This window comes from Acinetobacter sp. FDAARGOS_724, assembly GCF_013364475.1.
Classification (GTDB): domain Bacteria; phylum Pseudomonadota; class Gammaproteobacteria; order Pseudomonadales; family Moraxellaceae; genus Acinetobacter; species Acinetobacter variabilis.
Map to the genome: position 1 here is coordinate 720,159 of NZ_CP054908.1, position 18,445 is coordinate 738,603.

An 18,445-nucleotide genomic window follows, 5' to 3' on the forward strand; every position below is an offset into this window, starting at 1 on the left:
GACATTAAAAGGGAAATGTGGGGTGTTTTCGACGAAACTCAAGCAGTTTCTCAACATCATCATCAATTCCGGCCTTTAACGCTTCAAGCGAAGGATAATCTTTTTCGCCATGCAGATAATTCAAGAAGGTTACCCGCATTAACAGGCCATACAGATTAGCAGAAACATCAGGAAAATGTACTTCTAATCGCCATTCCGGATGAGTCTGTTTGATCGCAGGGCGGGTACCCACATGACCAGCACCAAACAGGCTACCCTGATCATAGCCAGCAATACCCGGCTGTTCAGGATTTTCCTGCTGAACCTTGGCGCTGAGTGATTCGGTTTCACAGACGACTTCAACCCCATAAATGCCCTGCAGGCAAGGTTTATGCCGGTTCAACCGGACATTAATGGTCGGGAAATCAATGGTACGGCCAATCTGGTCGCCGTATTGCACCCGGCCGGTAATACTATAAGGACGTCCCAGCAATTTGGCTGCCAGAGCAAGGTCACCCGCTTGCAGGGTCTGACGGATGCGGGTAGAACTGACCCGTTCACCATCCAAGGCAATGGTATGCAGATTGGTGACCTTAAAGCCGTAGTCTCGCAGAAATTCACTATTGCCCTGACGGTTTTTACCAAAGTGAAAATCATCCCCCAAGACTAGATGCGCTGCATTCAATTTATCTTTCAGAATGTCGGCAAAGGCTTCGGCACTCAGGCTTCGGAAATGATGATCAAACTTGGCGACCGCAATATAGTCCACACCCAGTTCGCTTAAATATTCCACTTTTTCGCGCAAAGAAGAAATACGTGGTGGTGCTTCATAACCTTTAAAAAATTCAAGCGGTTGTGGCTCGAAGATCATCACAACAGTTTTTAGTTGCTCAGCTTCTGCAACAGCTTTTAACTGTTTGATCATGGCCTGATGACCCAGATGCACGCCGTCAAAATTACCAATCGTAACGGCGGTTTTTGGCAATTCAGAATGTGACGCTAAAGCATTGAGACGGAGCAGCTGCATAGGCGAAATCAGGGAATTGAAAATAGGAAAGGCTATATATTGCCATAATCTCAACGATTCGTCTTGCTGTTGTGTTTTTATGCAAAAAAATTATTGAAAAATCACGAAACACATCAAGACGAAAGTGTGCCATCCAAGAATCTTCTGCTGTTATTTAAGCATGAGATCTGCAAAACAGAAATCTAAAAACCCGCTTTTCATTGCCTGGATTTTGCTTTCTAATGTCACGGTTTTCTCAGTCTCGGGTAGTTTGCATGTCAGATTCGGCGCTCATTATGGCATTGGCCAGTGAATCCAAAGGTTTGTTCGAAGCAGAAGGTGTGGAAGTCCACTATAGTGGCATCGGCAAGGTCAATGCTGCTTTTAAGGCTTTTGAAGTGATTCAGAAAACTCGCTGTAAAACCCTGATTAATCTCGGCACCGCAGGCAGTTCCCATTTCAAGGCGCATGAACTGGTTGAAGTTAAGCGTTTTGTGCAACGTGATATGGATGTTTCACCACTAGGATTTGAAGTTGGTATTACCCCGATGGATGATCATTTGCCAGGCGCAATTGATCTGGAACCGTTCTTTGCCCATTTACCGAAAGGGATTTGTGGAACAGGGGATAGCTTTGAAACAGGCTTGCCAAAAGTGGCTTGTCAGCTGGTCGATATGGAAGGCTATGCGCTGGCCAAGGTGTGCCGTAAACTGGATGTGCGCCTGATTTCAGTTAAATATATTACTGACGGTGCAGATGATAGTGCTCATTTGGACTGGGAAGAGAATCTGCTGCTAGGTGCGCAGAAATTATTGAATTTATATCAAACGTTAAAATAATAAAGGGTGAGAGAAGGGGTCGGCGACCATAAAATTTATGGTCGTATGCCAAATGATTTGCGTTGACCTATTTTTCTTGTGTACGCGGAAGTACGCCGTACAGCATCATATGTACAGTATGCTGGATAATCCGTTGTTGCATGCTGCGGTTACGCAAGGTCTTGCCCGTCACCATTTCCATCTGGGTCGCGAAATCTGCATAGTTCTGGGTCACGGCCCAGATATTCAGAATCAGCAGTTCAGGATCGATATCCTTAGAAATCTTGCCTTGTTCCTGCCAGTTTGAAATCACTTTGGCTTTACGCTTGACCAGTTTTTTCAATGGACCTTTTAAGATTTCTAAAATGTGCGGCGCACCCTGAATCACTTCCAGAGCGAACAGGCGTGAAGCTTTAGGCTGGGTACGCGATACTTCAATTTTTTGCATCAAATAATTGGTAATCGCTTCTTCAGGCTCAAGATCGGCTTCTAGCATTTGTAAAGGTGCCAGCCATTTTTGTAGAACGGTCGTTAAAACCTCTACATAGAGCGCCTCTTTATTTTCATAATAATAGAAAATATTCGACTTATGCATTTCTGCAATTTGTGCGATCTCATCTAAACTCGCCCCATTAAAACCGTATAGGGAAAAAACATCGAGTGCAGCATTCAGCAGCTGGTTGCGTTTTTGAGTACTCTTTTTTTGTTCCATCAGCAAATATTAAAAACAATTAAAAAAGGGAATTTTTTATTGTACGTCAAATCATCAGATTTGTGCATCAAGTCAGGTGCTAATTTTATGAATAATGATAATTTATTCTTTAGATTAAAGATACAATTAGTATCGGTTTAAGGCGCAAGAATTAAAAACCAAGCTTTTGAAAAGGTTGATGATTTTTTAAGTACTAATTATTACCTTAAAGCATCATAAAGTTAAAATAAAATTAATGAATTAAGTTGAAATTTTGCCAATTGCTGAATAAATAATCAGTGAGACAGATATTTTCTTGATTCGAAATAAGGAATCCAGAATAAACAGTTATTCCAGATTCCCTCACATTTCAGGTTGCTAAAACCGCATTCAGAACCTGCTGTTCAAGTTCGGCAAATTTCACATTCTTTTGGCGTGGACGTGGAAGATCAACTTTAAACTCTTTGGCAATATGGCCTTTATCCAGCAGGATAATCCGGTCTGCCAGTTGTACGGCTTCACTCACGTCGTGGGTGACCAGAATCGAAGTAAAGCCCTGTTCAGTCCATAATTTTTCAATCAGGTTCTGCATATCCAGACGGGTCAGGGCATCTAGCGCACCGAGTGGTTCATCCAGCAGTAAAATACGTGGCTTATGTGACAAGGCACGTGCCAGAGCTGTACGTTGACGCTGACCACCAGATAGTTGTGAAGGCCAAAGCCCAGCTTTTTCTTTTAAGCCGACTTTCTCCAGCATTTGTGAAGCATTGCCATGCTGGTCTTTTGGTAAGCCCAGTTGTACGTTCTGTTCGATGCTGCGCCATGGCAATAGACGCGGATCCTGGAACATCACGCGGATATCATCAGCGGTAATACCTTCACGAATATGACGTGCAGACTTAAATTTAATTTCACCGTAACTCTGTTTTTCAAGATCGGCAATCAGACGGAGCAGGGTACTTTTACCACAGCCACTACGTCCAACAATCGCCAGAAATTCACCCGGCTGAATATGCAGGTCCAGATCTTCCAGTACCTTCACCGAGCCATAGAACTTATGCAGCTGTTCAATAATGATTTCGGCACCGGCAACTGCATTGGGATTGATATCGGTTGCAGCAGGCTCCTGCACTGCAGTCGGATCATTGGCAAGACGCCCTAAGCTGAGATCAGTCATCACATGCTCCTCAATATTTTTTCAATTATTTTTGATAGCCAGCATGCCAGCGCAGCAGGAATCGTTCTAAGGCCACGGCCAGGACATCTGCCAGTTTACCGAGCAGGGCATACAGTAAAATACCCACCAGTACGACATCGGTTTGCAGGAATTCACGCGCGTTCATGGTCATATAACCGATGCCGGACTGGGCAGAAATCGTTTCCGCCACAATCAGCAGTACCCACACCAGACCGAGTGAAAAACGCAGACCGACCAGAATTGAAGGCATTGCCCCTGGCAGGATAATTTCTTTATAAAGCTGCCAGCGGGTCAGGCCATAGCTTTTTCCCATCTCGATTAGCTGGGGATCGACTGAACGGATTCCATGATAGGTATTAATATAGATTGGGAAGAACACACCAATCGCGACCAGAAACAGCTTGGCTGATTCATCAATCCCGAACCAGAGAATGACCAGTGGAATTAAGGCCAAAGCCGGGATATTACGGATCATTTGCAAGGTGGTATCGAGCAGGGTAGAGGCAGTTTTGGATGAACCATTTAACAGACCCAGCAATAGGCCCAAACCACCACCTACCAATAATCCGCTGATGGCACGTCCTGCACTGACTTGCACATGCGTCCACAGTTCACCGCTGAGCAATAAATTCCAGAAGGCTAAAACCACGGCACTCGGTGCAGGCAGAATCCGGCTTTCCAGTAGGCCTGTGCTAGAGGCAATTTGCCAAACTGCAATCAAGAAAATTGGAACCAGCCAGGGCAGCAGATGCTGCCCCAGAATTGTTCCACGTGAAACCTGCTTTGGGGTCAGGGTTTCAACGGAAACGAATTTTGACATTAAGCAGACTCCTTAATTTTCTCAGCCTGCTTGTTCTCGTCAGGTGTGTAGTTGTTCGCCACAATTTCACCAAATGGACCGGTCAAGTTCGGTTGAGTGAGTTTTTTCTGGGTTTCCAGTGGAAGTAATGGGAATACCAGTTCCGCAAAACGGATGGATTCTTCCAGATGTGGATAGCCTGAGAAAATGAAGGTATCGATACCTAGATCAGCATATTCCTGAATACGTGCTGCGACAGTTTCTGGATCGCCGACCAATGCTGTACCTGCACCGCCACGTACCAGACCTACACCTGCCCACAGGTTTGGAGACACTTCGAGTTTGCTACGCTCGCCATTGTGCAGCTCAGCCATACGACGTTGGCCGACAGAGTCCATTTGCTTGAATTTCGCTTGTGCGGCAGCAATGGTGGCATCATCCACATACTGGATGAGCTCGTCTGCTGCTCTCCATGCTTCTTCATTGGTTTCACGCACGATCACATGCAGACGGATACCGTAGCTCAGCTTGCGACCTTTCGCTTCGGCTTTGGCACGGACATTTTCAATCTTTTCTTTCACTGCTGCAGGCGGTTCACCCCAAGTCAGATAAGTGTCAACCTGATCCGTGGCCAGTTCAATGGCATCATCCGATGAACCGCCAAACCATAAAGGCGGATGTGGCTGCTGGATTGGTGGATACAGCAATTTTGCCTCGTCGACACTTAAGCGTTCGCCATGAAAGCTAAAGCTTTCACCGGTATGTGAGCGTTTTAAAATTTCACGCCAGATGGTGGTGTATTCGGTCGCCGTTTTATAGCGGGTTGTGTGATCTTCATAGACGCCGTCACCTTTTAGTTCCTGTTCATCACCGCCAGTCACCAGATTCAGCAGCACCCGGCCATTGGACAAGCGGTCAAAGGTCGCGGCCATACGTGCAGCCAGTGCCGGAGTGGTCACGCCTGGACGCAGCGCCACCAGGAATTTTAATTTTTTGGTCGCATCAATCAGGCTGGCTGCGGTTAACCATGGATCTTCACAAGAACGGCCAGTCGGAATTAGCACCCCTTCATAACCTAAGTTATCTACCGCAACGGCAATCTGCTTCATGTAGGTATGATCTACAACACGTGCGCCCTTGCTGGTGCCTAAGTAACGACTGTCGCCATGAGTGGGGATAAACCAGAAAATTTTCATGTGATATTCCTTAAATTAAATCATTTTGTTTGTTCATCAATGTGTGGCTGCTGGCGACCAGATCTGTTGCTGGACGCTGATGGTTTTGGGAATCAGTTGAACCTGCTGGAAGAGATCGGCAATATTCTGTTGGGCTTTTATCACTTCCGGAGTTAAAGGTTGAACCGGCGAAGGTTTAAGACGACGCTCAAATGCAATCTTCGCCACCTCTGGTTTCAGACCGGTACTTTTCTGATAAATATCTAGAGCTACAGCCTGGTTTTTAAGAATCCACTGGTCAGAGGCATTTAAAGCCTGGATAAACTTGCTGGGACTATCCGGATGCTTCTGAATAAATTCGGGATTGCCGATGTAAAAGGAATAGGTTTGCGGAAAATCACTGGATTCAATCAGTACCTTAACCTGGCTGTCGAACTCGGCTGCACCCAGGAAGGGATCCCAGATTGCCCAGGCATCAATAGCTTCTTTGTCAAAAGCGGCACGTGCATCCGCAGGGGGAAGCCAAATGGCTTGAATCTCTGACCAGCTTAAGCCGGCTTTTTCCAGAGTTTTGGCCAGAAGTTCATGGGCACTTGAACCTTTCTGCACCGCGATCCGTTTTCCTTTCAACTGTTGAATCGTCTGGATGTCACTGTCTTTCGGCACGACCACGGCCAAAGAGTTTCCAGCCACTTTTTCAAAGGCCACGTAACTCAGAGCTTTATCTGCAGCCTGTGCAAAAATGGGTGGGGTATTCCCTACATAGCCATAATCCACCGCACCGACTGCCAGTGCTTCCAGCATTTGTGGACCCGCCGGAAACTCTTTCCACTCAATTTTGGCATTAGGAAATTGTTGTTCTAACAGCTTTTCATCGCGTGCTACCAGCAGATTCAAGGCTGATTTCTGAAAGCCAATCGCAATGGTTTTAACTTGTTGCACCGACGTAGTTTCTGCGGCAGCCGTTTGTTGTGGTTCCTGTTTCTGGCAGCCAGTCAGACTAAAGCTCAATAACGCTAAACTGATGTAAGAAACTGTTTTTAAATGACTCATCTTTATTCTCGAATTATTCTGCTGTTATTTAATAATTGCTGCATCAATATTCAGCTTTTGTGGAATCAGCTGCTGCGCATAAAATGCATCGGCGACTTGTTGCTGTTTTTGAATCACGTCAGTGCTGAGAGGTTTAACGCCAAAGCCCATGCGTGAAATAGAGGTTTTCAAGACATCGACGGCCAGACCTGTCGGTTTTTGCAGGAGCTGAGCGGCAGCGTCCTGATTTTTTGCCACCCAGTCCGTGGTCAGATTCAGTTCGTTGACCACCGCCTGTACCACCTGAGGATGGCTTTCTGCGAACTTGCGATCTGCCAGATAGAACTGATGATTGCTCACCACATTTTCACCGCTGGCAATGACACGCGCACCAATTTGATGTTCAGCAGCTGCAAAGAACGGGTCCCAGATCACCCAAGCATCGACTGCACCGCGTTCAAAAGCGGCACGGGCATCAGAAGGTGGCAGGTAAACCACTTCAATATCGCTGAGTTTTAGGTTATTGGCTTCAAGGACTTTGAGTAGTAAGTAATGAACATTTGAGCCTTTATTTAAGGCAACACGTTTGCCTTTCAGATCCTGTACAGATTGAATCTTTGAGTCTTTTTGTACAATTAATGCTTCAGCTTTCGGTGCTTCAGGCTGATTGGCCACATAGACCAGATTTGAGTTCGCTGCTTGAGCAAAGATCGGTGGTGCTTCACCGGCTTCACCAAAAGATACGCTGCCGACATTCAAGCCTTCAAGTAACTGAGGACCAGCCGGGAATTCAACCCATTTCACATTCACGCCTTGTTCTTTTAATGACGTTTCCAGCGTGCCACGTTCTTTTAAGATAGGCAGTACACCATATTTCTGGAAACCAATATTCAGGGTCACGGCTTCTTGTTTCTTGCCACAGCCAGAAAGCATCATCACGCCAACCACCGCAGCACTGAGAACCGCAGTTTTTGTGAATAATTGAATGTGTGATTGGCACATGAATCAGAACTCCTGAAAATTTAGAAATGTGAAATGAAGAACTTAGGCATACGCTAAAGCTTTTTACTTTTCTAAAAAAATAACTATTCAGGAATTTCTAATGAAGAAAAAAGATAAATAAAAAAGTGCAAAACTTATGCAGGAAAGTGATTTACACATTAATTTAGGAAGAAAGAATTATTTATATAAGGCAATGAAATATAAAATTATTTATTCTAAATAAAGTGGCCAGATATGCTTATTAGAAAATCAGCAATAGGATTTTTATGCTGAATACAGGTTTTATGAATATCGTTATCTAAAATAGAGATATGAGAGCGAATAAAAAGTCACTTTAAAGTGACTTTTTACAGACAATTGAATTGCGCTGATAATTATAAAAAGCCTGTCGGGCATCGGGCAAATCATCTACTGATGCCGGTTCAAAACCCTGTTCCAGAAACCAGTGTGCAGTACGGGTCGTTAAAATAAACAGTTGCTGAATACCCAGACTTTTGGCCTTATCTTCCAGATAATGCAGGATCTGGCTACCGCGGTTGGATTGACGGTAACTTGGATCTACTGCAACGCAGGCGATTTCTGCGGAACGCAGTTCATTGCCCGTAGTCGGAATCGGATACAGGGCAGCACAGGCCAGAATCATGCCGTCACGCTCAATTACCGCGAACTGGTCAATTTCATTTTCCAGACGCTCCCGCGAACGGTAAACCAGAATACCTTCTTCTTCCAAGGGGCGAAGCAAACGGATCAGGCCACCGACATCCTGAATATCGGCCATGCGCACTTCTTCATAATGCGCATCGGTGATCATGGTGCCGGAACCATCCCGGGTGAACAGTTCTTCCAGTAAGGCGCCGTCATAGGTATACGAAATTAGGTGAACGCGATTGACACCATTTCGGGAAGCTTCCTGAGCGGCCTTGAGCTGGAGCCGAATTTCAATATCCTGTTTATCAGAGAGAATATAGTCATCCAGTTGCTGTGGGGTTACTTCCCGTTTTAACTGACCTTTACTGTCGAGCAGACCATGCTGTCGACCCAAGATAATCAGTTTATCGGCTTTGAGGCGAATCGCAGTTTTGGTTGCGACTTCCTCAGCTAGAAGATTAAAAACTTCACCTGTGGTTGAATAGCCGGTCGGACCGAGAATCACAATATTATGATTATCCAGATGACGTTGAATCGCATCAGTATCAATCGCCCGAACTTCACCAGTTAACTGAAAATCGACCCCGTCACGGATGCCATAAGGTTTAGCTGTCACAAAATTTCCTGAAACGGCATCGATGCGCGCACCATACATGGGTGAATTGGCCAGCCCCATCGACAATAGCGCCTCAATCTGTAAACGGATCGATCCTACTGCATTCAGTACACAGCTTAAGGATTCACGAGTTGTGACCCGACGCTGCTGGTGGAAGGGGGTCTCGAAGCCACTCGCAGCCAGATTCTGGTTAATTTGCGGACGCGCGCCATGTACCAGAATCAGGCGGATTCCTAAAGAATTGAGCAGGGCAATATCATGAATGATGTGCTGAAAGTTGCCATGCAATACCGCTTCACCATCAAACATGATCACAAAGGTTTTATTGCGATGAGCATTGATATAAGGCGCAGAATGGCGAAACCAGTGCACATATTGCAAGGTGTTGCTCGGTGAGGTTTCTGCTGCAGTCATAGCTGTGCCTATTTCAATATTTAAAGATCTAGCTTTGATTCTAATGAAAAAATACTGAAGTGGAAGTACAGATATAAAAAAACACCTGAAGCGAGCTTCAGGTGTCTGCTAGAAGGGCAGAAAAGAGAATGATTAGTTGATGATTCGAACAATCTTGTCATTACGATCGTTGACTAGTACATAGTCACCATTGATTTTATACCATTGCTGGTTTTTACCTGCTTTCGGCAAACGGCGTGCTTCATAGCCACTGACTTCAAAGCGACGGTTGTCATACTGGTTTGGCAGTTTTTGACCTACACGCCAGTCACGGCTTGGGTTAACCCCACGGTTGTTGTAACGACGGTCATCCCATTTTTTCGCATCTTTATGATTCCAGTGCGGTGCTGATTTATGCGGTGCATAACGTGGATCATGATGCTGCGGTGCTGCCATTGCAGAAGTAGCAACCAGCGCACTAAGAGATAAGGCAATTGTAGTTAAAACTTTTTTCATGGCTCTCACCTAAAAATCTGTACATGTTTTCGATGAGATTAAATTAGCGAATAAGTAGATAGAAAGCGTGAGGCCAGTTTAGTGGAATTGTTAAATTCATGAAGGAATTTAGGAGATTAGCCACGATTAAAAGGAAAGCTCTAAAATAAGAAAAAGCCTAAAAAGGCTCATCCGAAAAATCAAAAAGCCCAAACGAGGTTGGGCTTTGCATCAGGTTCTAAATCAGTCTCCGATAATCCGGACAATACTGTTATTTTCAGAGTTCACCAGAATGTAGTCATTGTTGACTTTGTACCATTGCTGCTTACGGTCTGGTTTAGGCAGTTTATGGTCCTTATATTCGACCTTGTAGCCATTACTGCGATAATGCTGCGGCATGACATAGCCAAGCTGCCAGCGTAACTGTTGCAGACGTTTAACACCACGTTCTTCACGCATACGACGTTTATCATACTGGTCTTGGTGATCGTCATGGAACTCACGCGATTTCTTGGCCTGATGATGACCCGGACCCCGTTCCATACGCTGTTCATCATTGAAATGAGGGGCAGCGTTTGCAACATTTGCCAGCATGAATGCACTGCAGGACATCGCCAATGCTACCAGAACCTTTTTCATGTTGAACCCTCATTCAATTGTTCATTTTCTACAGTAACTAATGTACGGAAAAATTGCAGAGAAACTGTGAAGAACTGGCTGAAGTTTTATATCAATTACAGAGAAATTATGATTATGCCATGATTTTACATAAGCTTAGGATGCACTTCAGTCAGTTGACCAGTTATGCCCAGCCCCATTGGCATTTCAGCAAAACCGGGATCAAGATGCAAGCGCAATGTCCTGAATTGTGTATCAAAACCGTCTCAAATTAGTGGAAAAAATATTCTTTTTAAACACCGAATCTTGATTTGGTCATTGCAATTTTTCAGTTCCACTGTTCCGTTAAACCCTGTAAGGACTGAATGGCTTCAGCCACAGACTCTGCCTCGACTGCATCTTCTAAAGCCAAAATCAGGGCAGTTGATAACTGCAAGTTTTCAATACGACGAATAGTTTCAGTTTTACGTTTTTGGTCTGCCATTTAATTTTCCTTCGCTTTGATTTAACTTGAAAAGCATTATAAAAATTTTATATTAATTTGGAAAACCGAATAATTCTATATTTTTGATTCATTAAAACGATTTATGTCTGTTTTTTAAAGAATTTAAGGATAAAAAAAGCGCACTATCCGTAAATGCGCTCTTTCGGGATCTAATGAACGATCTTAATAGGCATAGTTCAGATCAGTATAGTCACTTAGAGACTTCTGCACATGTGCCTGAATAAAAGTACGCACATCTTCTGCTGTCATTGCTTTGCCCTGATTGCTGATCACATGTTCAATTTCAGGCTGACCTTCGATCTTGATGCGATAGACAAAGTGTTTCGCTACCTGATAACGATCGTCCAGCTTTTCGATACCCGTCACATAATGATAGGAATGTTCAAAATTCAGATCGGTATGGGAAAAGACAAACTGGTCAAACAGTTTCAGTTTTTGACCATTTTCGAGTGCCTGAATGTCATCGACAATGCTGGCATCAAACTTCATGCCGTATTTTTCAGAGATCGGCTGCTGATCGACCAGCAGAGAGACCATGCCATCTTCCAAAGTCGTCACGGTGATGTTGTTTAAGTCAGTCATGTTGCACTCAAATAAAAATCTGTTGGCGCTAGTATAGGGGAATTTGCAGCGAACTGAATAAAGACAGTATTGTAGAAATAAGAAAGGTCTGGCTGATTCAGTCTGAAATCTGGATGAATTGGGCAGAAGAATAAGCCAGCTTTCAAATGGGTCTTATCTTTATAGAGTTTAAAAAAAACAAAAAGCCAATGCGGACATTGGCTTTTAAATAGGTGTCAATTAAAGATTAGTCCTGCGCATCAATACTTTGACCGTTCATATGCAAGCTATCTTCACCCATCAGGTACAGATAGGCTGGCATGATGGAATCCGGTGTCGGTAAGGTTTTCGGATCTTCATTCGGATAAGCCTTGGCACGCATTGCGGTACGTGTAGCACCCGGATTGATACAGTTAAAGCGGATATTCGAATTGACCCGTTCTTTGGCAAATAATTGGCTCACTGCTTCAATGGCAATTTTTGAAACTGAATAAGCGCCCCAGCATTCCCGGGCTTCACGCCCTACACCGGAACCGGCAAAGACCACAGAAGCGTGTTTGGATTTTTCCAGCAGGGGTAACAGGGCTTGGGTAATCACAAAAGGCGCACGAAGGTTAACCGCCATGACATCATCCCAGACATTAACCGGATAATCTGCCAGTGGTACTCGCTCGCCTAAAATACCGGCATTATGCAAAATCCCGTCTAAACGGCCAAACTGGCGATCGAGCGTGTCGAGCAATAATTCATAATCACGTTCAGAGGCACTAGATAACTGTAATGGGAGAATGGCCGGTTGCGGCGCACCCAAGCTTTCAATCTCATCATAGATAACTTCAAGCTTGTTTAAGGTACGCCCGTGCAGAACTACAGTTGCTCCATGCAGAGCATAGCTGATTGCTGCTGCACGACCAATGCCATCGCCCGCACCCGTGATCAGGATGATACGATCTTTTAACAGATCGGGGCGAGGTTGATATTCTGAATACTTCATTACTACCTCCTCATTATTATTGTTAAGTGTCTTCAGTAGTTTCAGGAATCAAGACAGGACACTTGGCTCGCTCAAGACCAGTTTCTGAATATGCTGATGTAACTCATTCACTGTATTCACTATATAGTCGGCTTGCCAGGCTGTTAAGTCATCTTTGTATTGCAGTGGTAAATAACCGTATGCTGCCAGTATGGTATACATCTTGGCATTGCGGCCTGCATCAATATCACGTGGATGGTCCCCGACATAGATGCAGTCTTCTGCAGCCAGCTGTAACTGCTCGGCAGCCAGATACATTGGCTCCGGATCTGGCTTGGTTCGGGTCACATCTTCCGGACAGACCAGTACGGCACAGCGCTCGGTCAGGTTTAAAGCTTTGAGTAAGGCTTCGCTCAACCAGCGCGGTTTATTGGTCACGATTCCCCAAGGGATATCATTTTCCTCTAACTCTTCAAGTAAAGGATACATTCCGCTGAACAGGTCTGTATCCACAGCAATATCTGCACCATACATATCCAGAAAACGCTGGCGATGATCCAAGAAAACCGGGTCTTCCAGTTGCAGTTCCGGATAGACCAATTTGACCATAGCACGTGCACCTTCTGAAACCTGGGTACGGATCAGATCAGCTTCCACCACGTCACGGCCGGCTTCACGGCACATATGCTGGATAATCCGGATAAAGTCAGCTGCGGTATCAATTAAAGTACCATCCAGATCGAATAGAACCGCCTTCATTGGTCGGCCTCTTGCGTGCTTTCTTTAACGGTGTACACCATATAGTTTACATCGACATTCGGTGCCAGCCAGTAACGCTTGGTCAGCGGGTTATAATGCAGGCCAGTCATATCTTTCAGTTTTAAACCGGCATTACGGATGTCATGCGCCAGTTCAGACGGCTTGATGAATTTGCTGTAATCATGTGTACCTTTGGCCAGCATACGCAGGATATATTCTGCGCCAATGATCGCGAACAGATAAGATTTTGGATTACGGTTAATGGTCGAGAAGAAGACATGACCACCTGGTTTGGCCAGTTTATAACAGGCCTGAATAATAGAGGCTGGATCAGGTACATGTTCCAGCATTTCCATACAGGTCACGACATCGTATTGACCGGCTTGTTCTTCTGCGAGTTGCTCTACTGGAATCTGACGGTATTCAATATTGCTGACACCTTCCTGCTCGGCATGGATGCGTGCCACATTCAGTGGCGCTTCGCCCATATCAATGCCCAGCACCTGAGCACCACGGCGCGCCATGCTTTCTGACAGGATTCCACCGCCACAGCCTACATCCAGCACTTTCTTGCCGCTCAAGCCACCGGCATGTTCATCAATCCAGTTGAGGCGCAGGGGATTGATCATATGCAATGGGCGGAACTCGGAATGCTGATCCCACCATATAGCTGCAAATGCTTCAAACTTGGCAATTTCTTGTGGATCAACATTCAATTGCGACATCGGTGTCACCTCAATCAGTCGTGATTATTTAAAATTTAAGTTCACCCGCAGGCGGTATAAACAGATTTAACTTCTTGTAAATCAGTACACTTGTTTAGTGTAGCGATTCTGGAAAAAAAAGCGATAAAAGCTGTAAAAAAGTTCACAGAATAAAAACGAAACCGGCATAATTACTTTATAGTGAAGCCATAAATTAGACATAATGATTTAGAGGACGATAATCCCAATGAAAAAATTTATTTTAGGCACTGTAGCCGCATCTGTTTTGGCATTTTCTGGCAGTGCAATGGCCGCCAACTTTGTAGCAGGTCAAGACTATCAAGTCCTGGCGAATCCAGTAAAAGTTGAAAAGCCGGGGAAAATTGAAGTCCGTGAATTCTTCTGGTATGGCTGTGGTCACTGCTATTCACTTGAACCACATATGCAGAGCTGGTTAAAAAAATTGCCTAAAGATGTACGTTTCGTGCGTACCCCAGCCGCGATGAATCCGCTATGGGAACAGGCAGCTCGTGCGTATTATGTGTCTGAAGCTCTAGGTGTTCGTCAAAAAGCACATTTGCAGCTATTCCATGATATTCATGCCAAGAAACAGCCAATTCTGGAACAGGCTCAATTAGCCAAGTTCTATACCCGTTATGGTATTTCTGAAGCGAAATTTAATACCACTTATAAATCATTCCCGATTTCTTCAAAAATCGCACAGGCCAAAAATCTGGCTGCGACTTATCAGTTGAGCGGCGTACCAGCGGTAACCGTGAACGGTAAGTATGTAGTTCAGGGCGATGATGCCAAAGTAGTTCAAGTGGTAAATTATCTGGTTGAAAAAGAGCGTAAAGCTAAATAAAACCAGATCTGCATGAATCTAAAAACCCGCAGCTATATGCGGGTTTTTTATGTCAGGATAAAATTGAATTATAAAATAGATTTCACTCAGATGAGATCTCAGGCTTGAGATAAAATTCCACGAAATAACAGTTCTAACTGCTTTAGGCTTTGCGCTTTGAAGTCATTTATTCGCGTTTGTCGCAGTTCGGGATCAGGCTGTACCTGAAGCTGAATCCAGCCCATAGCCCAGTTTAATGCGAGAGGAACCAGGATTTGTGCCAGTGCGGTTAACTCGGCTGGAGAAGGAGATTGCTGGGTGGCTGGAATTTGTTCTAGGGTATGCCGCAAATCTTGGGTCAGATAATGAATTTCCCGCTCAATGCCTTGTCTGAGAATGTTAGAACCGCCCCAACGTTCGGCACTGAAAAATGTCCAGGCTTCGGGATGAGCATCGACTGCCTGAAAAAACAGTTCGATTTTGGCTGAAAGCTCATCTAGAGAAAAATCTGCAGGTCCTAACTGATTCAGCACACCTTTGAGATGAATTGAAACCTGATCCAGAAGTTCCAGTCCCAACTGATCCATATTCTGAAAGTGTCGATAAAATGCGGCAGGCACCAGTCCGACTTCATGAGTGATTTCGCGCAGGCTGATGCTACTAAAGGCATGGCCACGGCTGCTCAATGCCAAGGTAGCATCAAGGAGGGCCTGGCGGCTTTGTTGCTTGCGTTCTTCACGTAAAGACATAGGGATTTTCCTTCCGTAGATCTGCAGTTTAGCAAAAAACACCTGTCCATCGCAGTAGAGCAGATGGACTGAAAAATCTATACAAGCAAGGCATATCTAGTGATTTTGTAAATGATCTGTCCTCTGTTCCAATCTTGGCGGAGGCTTCTGTTATACTGAGCCGCAATTATTTTTAGTCAACAGCAGGACCTATTATGCGTATCGACCAACGAGCATTAGATCAATTACGTGAAGTGAAAATTACCCGTAACTATACACGTTATGCGGAAGGTTCCGTATTGGTTGAATTTGGTCATACCAAAGTGCTGTGTACTGCCAGTGTGGACAGCTCTGTACCACGTTTCCTGAAAGGTCAGGGCCAAGGCTGGGTAACAGCAGAATACGGCATGCTGCCACGTTCAACACATACCCGTAGTGACCGTGAAGCTGCTCGCGGCAAACAAAGTGGCCGTACTCAGGAAATCCAGCGTCTGATCGGTCGTAGCCTACGTTCAATGGTCGACCTGAAAAAACTTGGTGAAAATACCATTACCATTGACTGTGACGTGATCCAGGCCGATGGTGGTACCCGTACTGCATCAATTACGGGTGCTGCAGTAGCATTGATTGATGCCATGAATGTATTGCTTGAGAAAAAGAAAATCAAACAGGATCCACTTAAAGGTCTAGTGGCAGCCATTTCTGTAGGTATTTTTAAAGATGAAGTCCTGCTGGATCTTTGCTATGAAGAAGATTCAAACTGTCAGACTGACTTGAATGTCGTGATGACCCAAGCGGGTGAATTTATTGAAATTCAAGGTACTGCTGAAGATAAGCCATTTACCCGTGAGCAATGCAATGACATGCTGGCCATGGCTGAAAAAGGGATTCAGGAACTGATCAAGAAACAGCAAGAAGCTTTGGGCTGGTAATATTTCCAGAGTTTACAAAACGCATCTTCGGATGCGTTTTTTATTATAGCTACACATTGCCTGACAAAAAATGAACAGGATCTGTCTACTGTGTAACCTCTGTTTTAAGCGATGATCTTTTAACCAAATCTCATTCAGAGGGTTATAACATGAAAATATGGTTGATGGCATTTTCAGTATTTGCTGTACTGGGTTTAACTGCCTGTGATTCGAATTCTCGTGATGAAAACCGTGATGGTGCAAATATGGAACGAGGAAGTGATACCAATTAACAGAGTAGAGGCCATTCAACCTCTATGATTTATATCCTTGAGAATAAGAAAAAGGGTGCTATGGCACCCTTTTTTATGGATAAAACTTTAACTATTAAAACGCATCGATAGGTCAATGGCTTTGACATCTTTGGTCAATACGCCCATCGAAATATAGTCTACGCCTGTACTCGCCACTTCACGTAAATTATCAATAGTGATATTGCCTGAAGCTTCCAGTTTACAGCGACCAGCCACATGTTTAACGGCATCAATCATTTGCTGCTGACTGAAATTATCCAGCATCACGATATCAGCCTCGGCTTCTAGGGCCTGATTCAGTTCATCCCAGGTTTCAACTTCCACTTCAACTGGTTTACCCGGTGCAATCTGGTGGGCCATGGCAATCGCCTGGCGAATGCCGCCGGCTGCCATAATATGATTTTCTTTAATCAAAAAGGCATCGAATAGGCCCAAACGGTGATTCTGACCACCACCGACAGCAACAGCATATTTTTGGGCAATACGTAAGCCTGGCAGCGTTTTACGGGTATCTAAGAGCTTGGTATGCAGACCGTCCAACTCTTTGACATAGGTTGCTGTTTTGGTCGCAACTGCAGACAGCGTCTGTACAAAGTTCAGGGCAGGGCGTTCTACAGTCAGTAGGCTACGTGCAGAACCGGCCAGTTTTAGAAAAGCTTCATTGGCAGCGACATGATCGCCGTCATTTTTTAGCCAGATCACTTCTACACTCGGATCATAGGCCTGAATCAGGGCATTGACCCAAGGCTGACCAGCAAGAACCATTGCTTCACGGCTAATAATCGTGGCAGTCGCCTGTTCATCTTCAGGAGTCAGCAGGGCAGTAATGTCACCATCGCCAATATCTTCGGAGAGTGCCTGTTGAATATTGATCTGAATCGACTGTTCTAGCAAAGCCTGAGATATGCTCATGAGTATTTCCGTATCTTTTTTAGCCGTGAAAAATTGTGCGTTATCTTAACACCGTTACATTAAAATGAGCGATTTTTCATACAGCCTGCCGGGATGAATTGAGATTTGCCTATGAAAGTTTTAGCATTAAGCCGGCTGCAATCCTGATATTGCAGATTTTATTTTTGTACAGGACAGTTTTATGCAACAGGCAGCTGAGTTTCAAATCCGGGACGGGCAATTGCTCGGGGCGCGCCAGATCCCTTCTCCAAATTTTAATCAGCGGCCTGAACATACCGATATCCAGTTACTGGTGATCCATAACATCAGTCTGCCGCCGTCACAGTTTGGTGGCGGCTATATTGAACAGTTTTTTCAGAACCAGCTGGACTGGTCAGTGCATCCGTATTTTCAAACTATTGAAGGCATGCAGGTGTCGGTGCATCTGCTGATTTTGCGTTCTGGTGAAGTGCTGCAGTTTGTGAATTTCAATGACCGGGCCTGGCATGCAGGTCGTTCCAGCTATCTGGCCAAAAAAGAATGTAATGATTATTCCATCGGGATTGAACTGGAAGGCAGTGATGACCTGCCGTTTGAACAGGCACAGTATGATGCCTTGGTCAAAGTTACCACCTGTTTGCAAGACTATTATCCCAAACTGCAGCAGCATATTGCCGGACATTCGGACATTGCACCGGGACGTAAAACCGATCCGGGACCGTATTTTGACTGGTGTGCTTTTCGTGCCCAGTTACAACATTATAAGAACCCATGACCCTTCAGGA

Annotated in this window: 22 protein-coding genes; 5 read left to right on the forward strand and 17 right to left on the reverse strand. The window is 44.8% G+C overall.

The window, feature by feature from the left end:
- Nucleotides 1–4 precede the first annotated feature (4 nt).
- Entirely contained in the window at nucleotides 5–1,006 is a 1,002-nt protein-coding gene (gene ribF / locus FOC32_RS04740) for a bifunctional riboflavin kinase/FAD synthetase (protein WP_175966547.1), read from the reverse strand.
- Nucleotides 1,007–1,260: 254 nt separating this feature from the next.
- Between ribF and FOC32_RS04745 the strand changes: the two genes are divergently transcribed.
- Complete coding sequence (locus FOC32_RS04745; RefSeq protein ID WP_175966548.1) at nucleotides 1,261–1,824, forward strand: 5'-nucleosidase; 564 nt, start codon at nucleotides 1,261–1,263, stop codon at nucleotides 1,822–1,824.
- A 67-nt stretch (nucleotides 1,825–1,891) separates the two neighbouring features.
- Here the strand turns inward: FOC32_RS04745 and FOC32_RS04750 are convergent, their stop codons facing one another.
- From FOC32_RS04750 to ubiG, 14 genes are all read right to left on the reverse strand, one after another.
- The gene (locus FOC32_RS04750; RefSeq protein WP_005232857.1) at nucleotides 1,892–2,515 is read right to left on the reverse strand and encodes a TetR/AcrR family transcriptional regulator; all 624 of its coding nucleotides are present in this window, start codon (nucleotides 2,513–2,515) and stop codon (nucleotides 1,892–1,894) included.
- 349 nt (nucleotides 2,516–2,864) lie between these two features.
- A complete protein-coding gene (locus tag FOC32_RS04755) occupies nucleotides 2,865–3,671 on the reverse strand; it encodes an ABC transporter ATP-binding protein (RefSeq protein WP_159124168.1) in 807 nt (268 codons plus the stop codon).
- A gap of 25 nt (nucleotides 3,672–3,696) precedes the next feature.
- A complete protein-coding gene (ssuC, locus tag FOC32_RS04760; RefSeq protein ID WP_125278873.1) occupies nucleotides 3,697–4,512 on the reverse strand; it encodes an aliphatic sulfonate ABC transporter permease SsuC in 816 nt (271 codons plus the stop codon).
- Entirely contained in the window at nucleotides 4,512–5,687 is a 1,176-nt protein-coding gene (ssuD, locus tag FOC32_RS04765; RefSeq protein WP_175966550.1) for an FMNH2-dependent alkanesulfonate monooxygenase, read from the reverse strand. Before ssuD ends, ssuC begins: the two co-directional genes overlap by 1 nt.
- 36 nt (nucleotides 5,688–5,723) lie before the next feature.
- On the reverse strand, nucleotides 5,724–6,719 hold the full coding sequence (locus tag FOC32_RS04770; protein WP_175966552.1) for an aliphatic sulfonate ABC transporter substrate-binding protein: 996 nt from the start codon (nucleotides 6,717–6,719) through the stop codon (nucleotides 5,724–5,726).
- Between the two features lie 24 nt (nucleotides 6,720–6,743).
- Nucleotides 6,744–7,700, reverse strand: a complete 957-nt coding sequence (locus tag FOC32_RS04775; protein ID WP_175966554.1) for a sulfonate ABC transporter substrate-binding protein — start codon at nucleotides 7,698–7,700, stop codon at nucleotides 6,744–6,746.
- 334 nt (nucleotides 7,701–8,034) lie between these two features.
- Nucleotides 8,035–9,378 carry an amino-acid N-acetyltransferase gene (gene argA, locus FOC32_RS04780; protein ID WP_175966556.1) on the reverse strand — a complete coding sequence of 448 codons (1,344 nt, stop codon included), beginning with the start codon at nucleotides 9,376–9,378 and terminating at the stop codon, nucleotides 8,035–8,037.
- Nucleotides 9,379–9,510: 132 nt separating this feature from the next.
- Complete coding sequence (locus FOC32_RS04785) at nucleotides 9,511–9,873, reverse strand: RcnB family protein (protein WP_175966558.1); 363 nt, start codon at nucleotides 9,871–9,873, stop codon at nucleotides 9,511–9,513.
- A 222-nt stretch (nucleotides 9,874–10,095) separates the two neighbouring features.
- Entirely contained in the window at nucleotides 10,096–10,491 is a 396-nt protein-coding gene (locus FOC32_RS04790) for an RcnB family protein (RefSeq protein WP_175966560.1), read from the reverse strand.
- Nucleotides 10,492–10,798: 307 nt separating this feature from the next.
- Nucleotides 10,799–10,954: a hypothetical protein gene (locus tag FOC32_RS04795; protein ID WP_004781372.1), complete on the reverse strand. Its 156-nt coding sequence runs from the start codon at nucleotides 10,952–10,954 to the stop codon at nucleotides 10,799–10,801.
- A gap of 183 nt (nucleotides 10,955–11,137) precedes the next feature.
- Entirely contained in the window at nucleotides 11,138–11,557 is a 420-nt protein-coding gene (locus tag FOC32_RS04800) for a hypothetical protein (protein WP_004781373.1), read from the reverse strand.
- Between the two features lie 226 nt (nucleotides 11,558–11,783).
- On the reverse strand, nucleotides 11,784–12,530 hold the full coding sequence (locus FOC32_RS04805) for a YciK family oxidoreductase (RefSeq protein ID WP_125278865.1): 747 nt from the start codon (nucleotides 12,528–12,530) through the stop codon (nucleotides 11,784–11,786).
- Nucleotides 12,531–12,578: 48 nt separating this feature from the next.
- On the reverse strand, nucleotides 12,579–13,268 hold the full coding sequence (locus tag FOC32_RS04810; protein WP_005232806.1) for an HAD family hydrolase: 690 nt from the start codon (nucleotides 13,266–13,268) through the stop codon (nucleotides 12,579–12,581).
- The gene (gene ubiG, locus FOC32_RS04815) at nucleotides 13,265–13,993 is read right to left on the reverse strand and encodes a bifunctional 2-polyprenyl-6-hydroxyphenol methylase/3-demethylubiquinol 3-O-methyltransferase UbiG (RefSeq protein WP_005232805.1); all 729 of its coding nucleotides are present in this window, start codon (nucleotides 13,991–13,993) and stop codon (nucleotides 13,265–13,267) included. Before ubiG ends, FOC32_RS04810 begins: the two co-directional genes overlap by 4 nt.
- 226 nt (nucleotides 13,994–14,219) lie before the next feature.
- On the opposite strand from ubiG, the gene FOC32_RS04820 reads away from it, so the two are divergent.
- Nucleotides 14,220–14,837, forward strand: coding sequence for a thiol:disulfide interchange protein DsbA/DsbL (locus FOC32_RS04820; RefSeq protein WP_004781380.1), 618 nt, complete (start codon nucleotides 14,220–14,222; stop codon nucleotides 14,835–14,837).
- Between the two features lie 98 nt (nucleotides 14,838–14,935).
- Here FOC32_RS04820 and FOC32_RS04825 read toward each other — a convergent pair whose 3' ends face one another.
- Nucleotides 14,936–15,565: a TetR family transcriptional regulator gene (locus FOC32_RS04825; RefSeq protein WP_125278864.1), complete on the reverse strand. Its 630-nt coding sequence runs from the start codon at nucleotides 15,563–15,565 to the stop codon at nucleotides 14,936–14,938.
- 194 nt (nucleotides 15,566–15,759) lie between these two features.
- On the opposite strand from FOC32_RS04825, the gene rph reads away from it, so the two are divergent.
- Both rph and FOC32_RS17120 read left to right on the forward strand, forming a co-directional pair.
- Complete coding sequence (gene rph / locus FOC32_RS04830; RefSeq protein WP_004781384.1) at nucleotides 15,760–16,476, forward strand: ribonuclease PH; 717 nt, start codon at nucleotides 15,760–15,762, stop codon at nucleotides 16,474–16,476.
- A 149-nt stretch (nucleotides 16,477–16,625) separates the two neighbouring features.
- Nucleotides 16,626–16,748 carry a hypothetical protein gene (locus tag FOC32_RS17120; protein ID WP_005232802.1) on the forward strand — a complete coding sequence of 41 codons (123 nt, stop codon included), beginning with the start codon at nucleotides 16,626–16,628 and terminating at the stop codon, nucleotides 16,746–16,748.
- Between the two features lie 87 nt (nucleotides 16,749–16,835).
- On the opposite strand, the gene nadC is transcribed toward FOC32_RS17120, so the two are convergent.
- On the reverse strand, nucleotides 16,836–17,681 hold the full coding sequence (gene nadC, locus FOC32_RS04835; RefSeq protein ID WP_108675721.1) for a carboxylating nicotinate-nucleotide diphosphorylase: 846 nt from the start codon (nucleotides 17,679–17,681) through the stop codon (nucleotides 16,836–16,838).
- 181 nt (nucleotides 17,682–17,862) lie between these two features.
- Here nadC and ampD point away from each other — a divergent pair, with 181 nt between their 5' ends.
- Complete coding sequence (gene ampD, locus FOC32_RS04840) at nucleotides 17,863–18,435, forward strand: 1,6-anhydro-N-acetylmuramyl-L-alanine amidase AmpD (protein ID WP_108675722.1); 573 nt, start codon at nucleotides 17,863–17,865, stop codon at nucleotides 18,433–18,435.
- The last annotated feature ends 10 nt before the right edge of the window (nucleotides 18,436–18,445 follow it).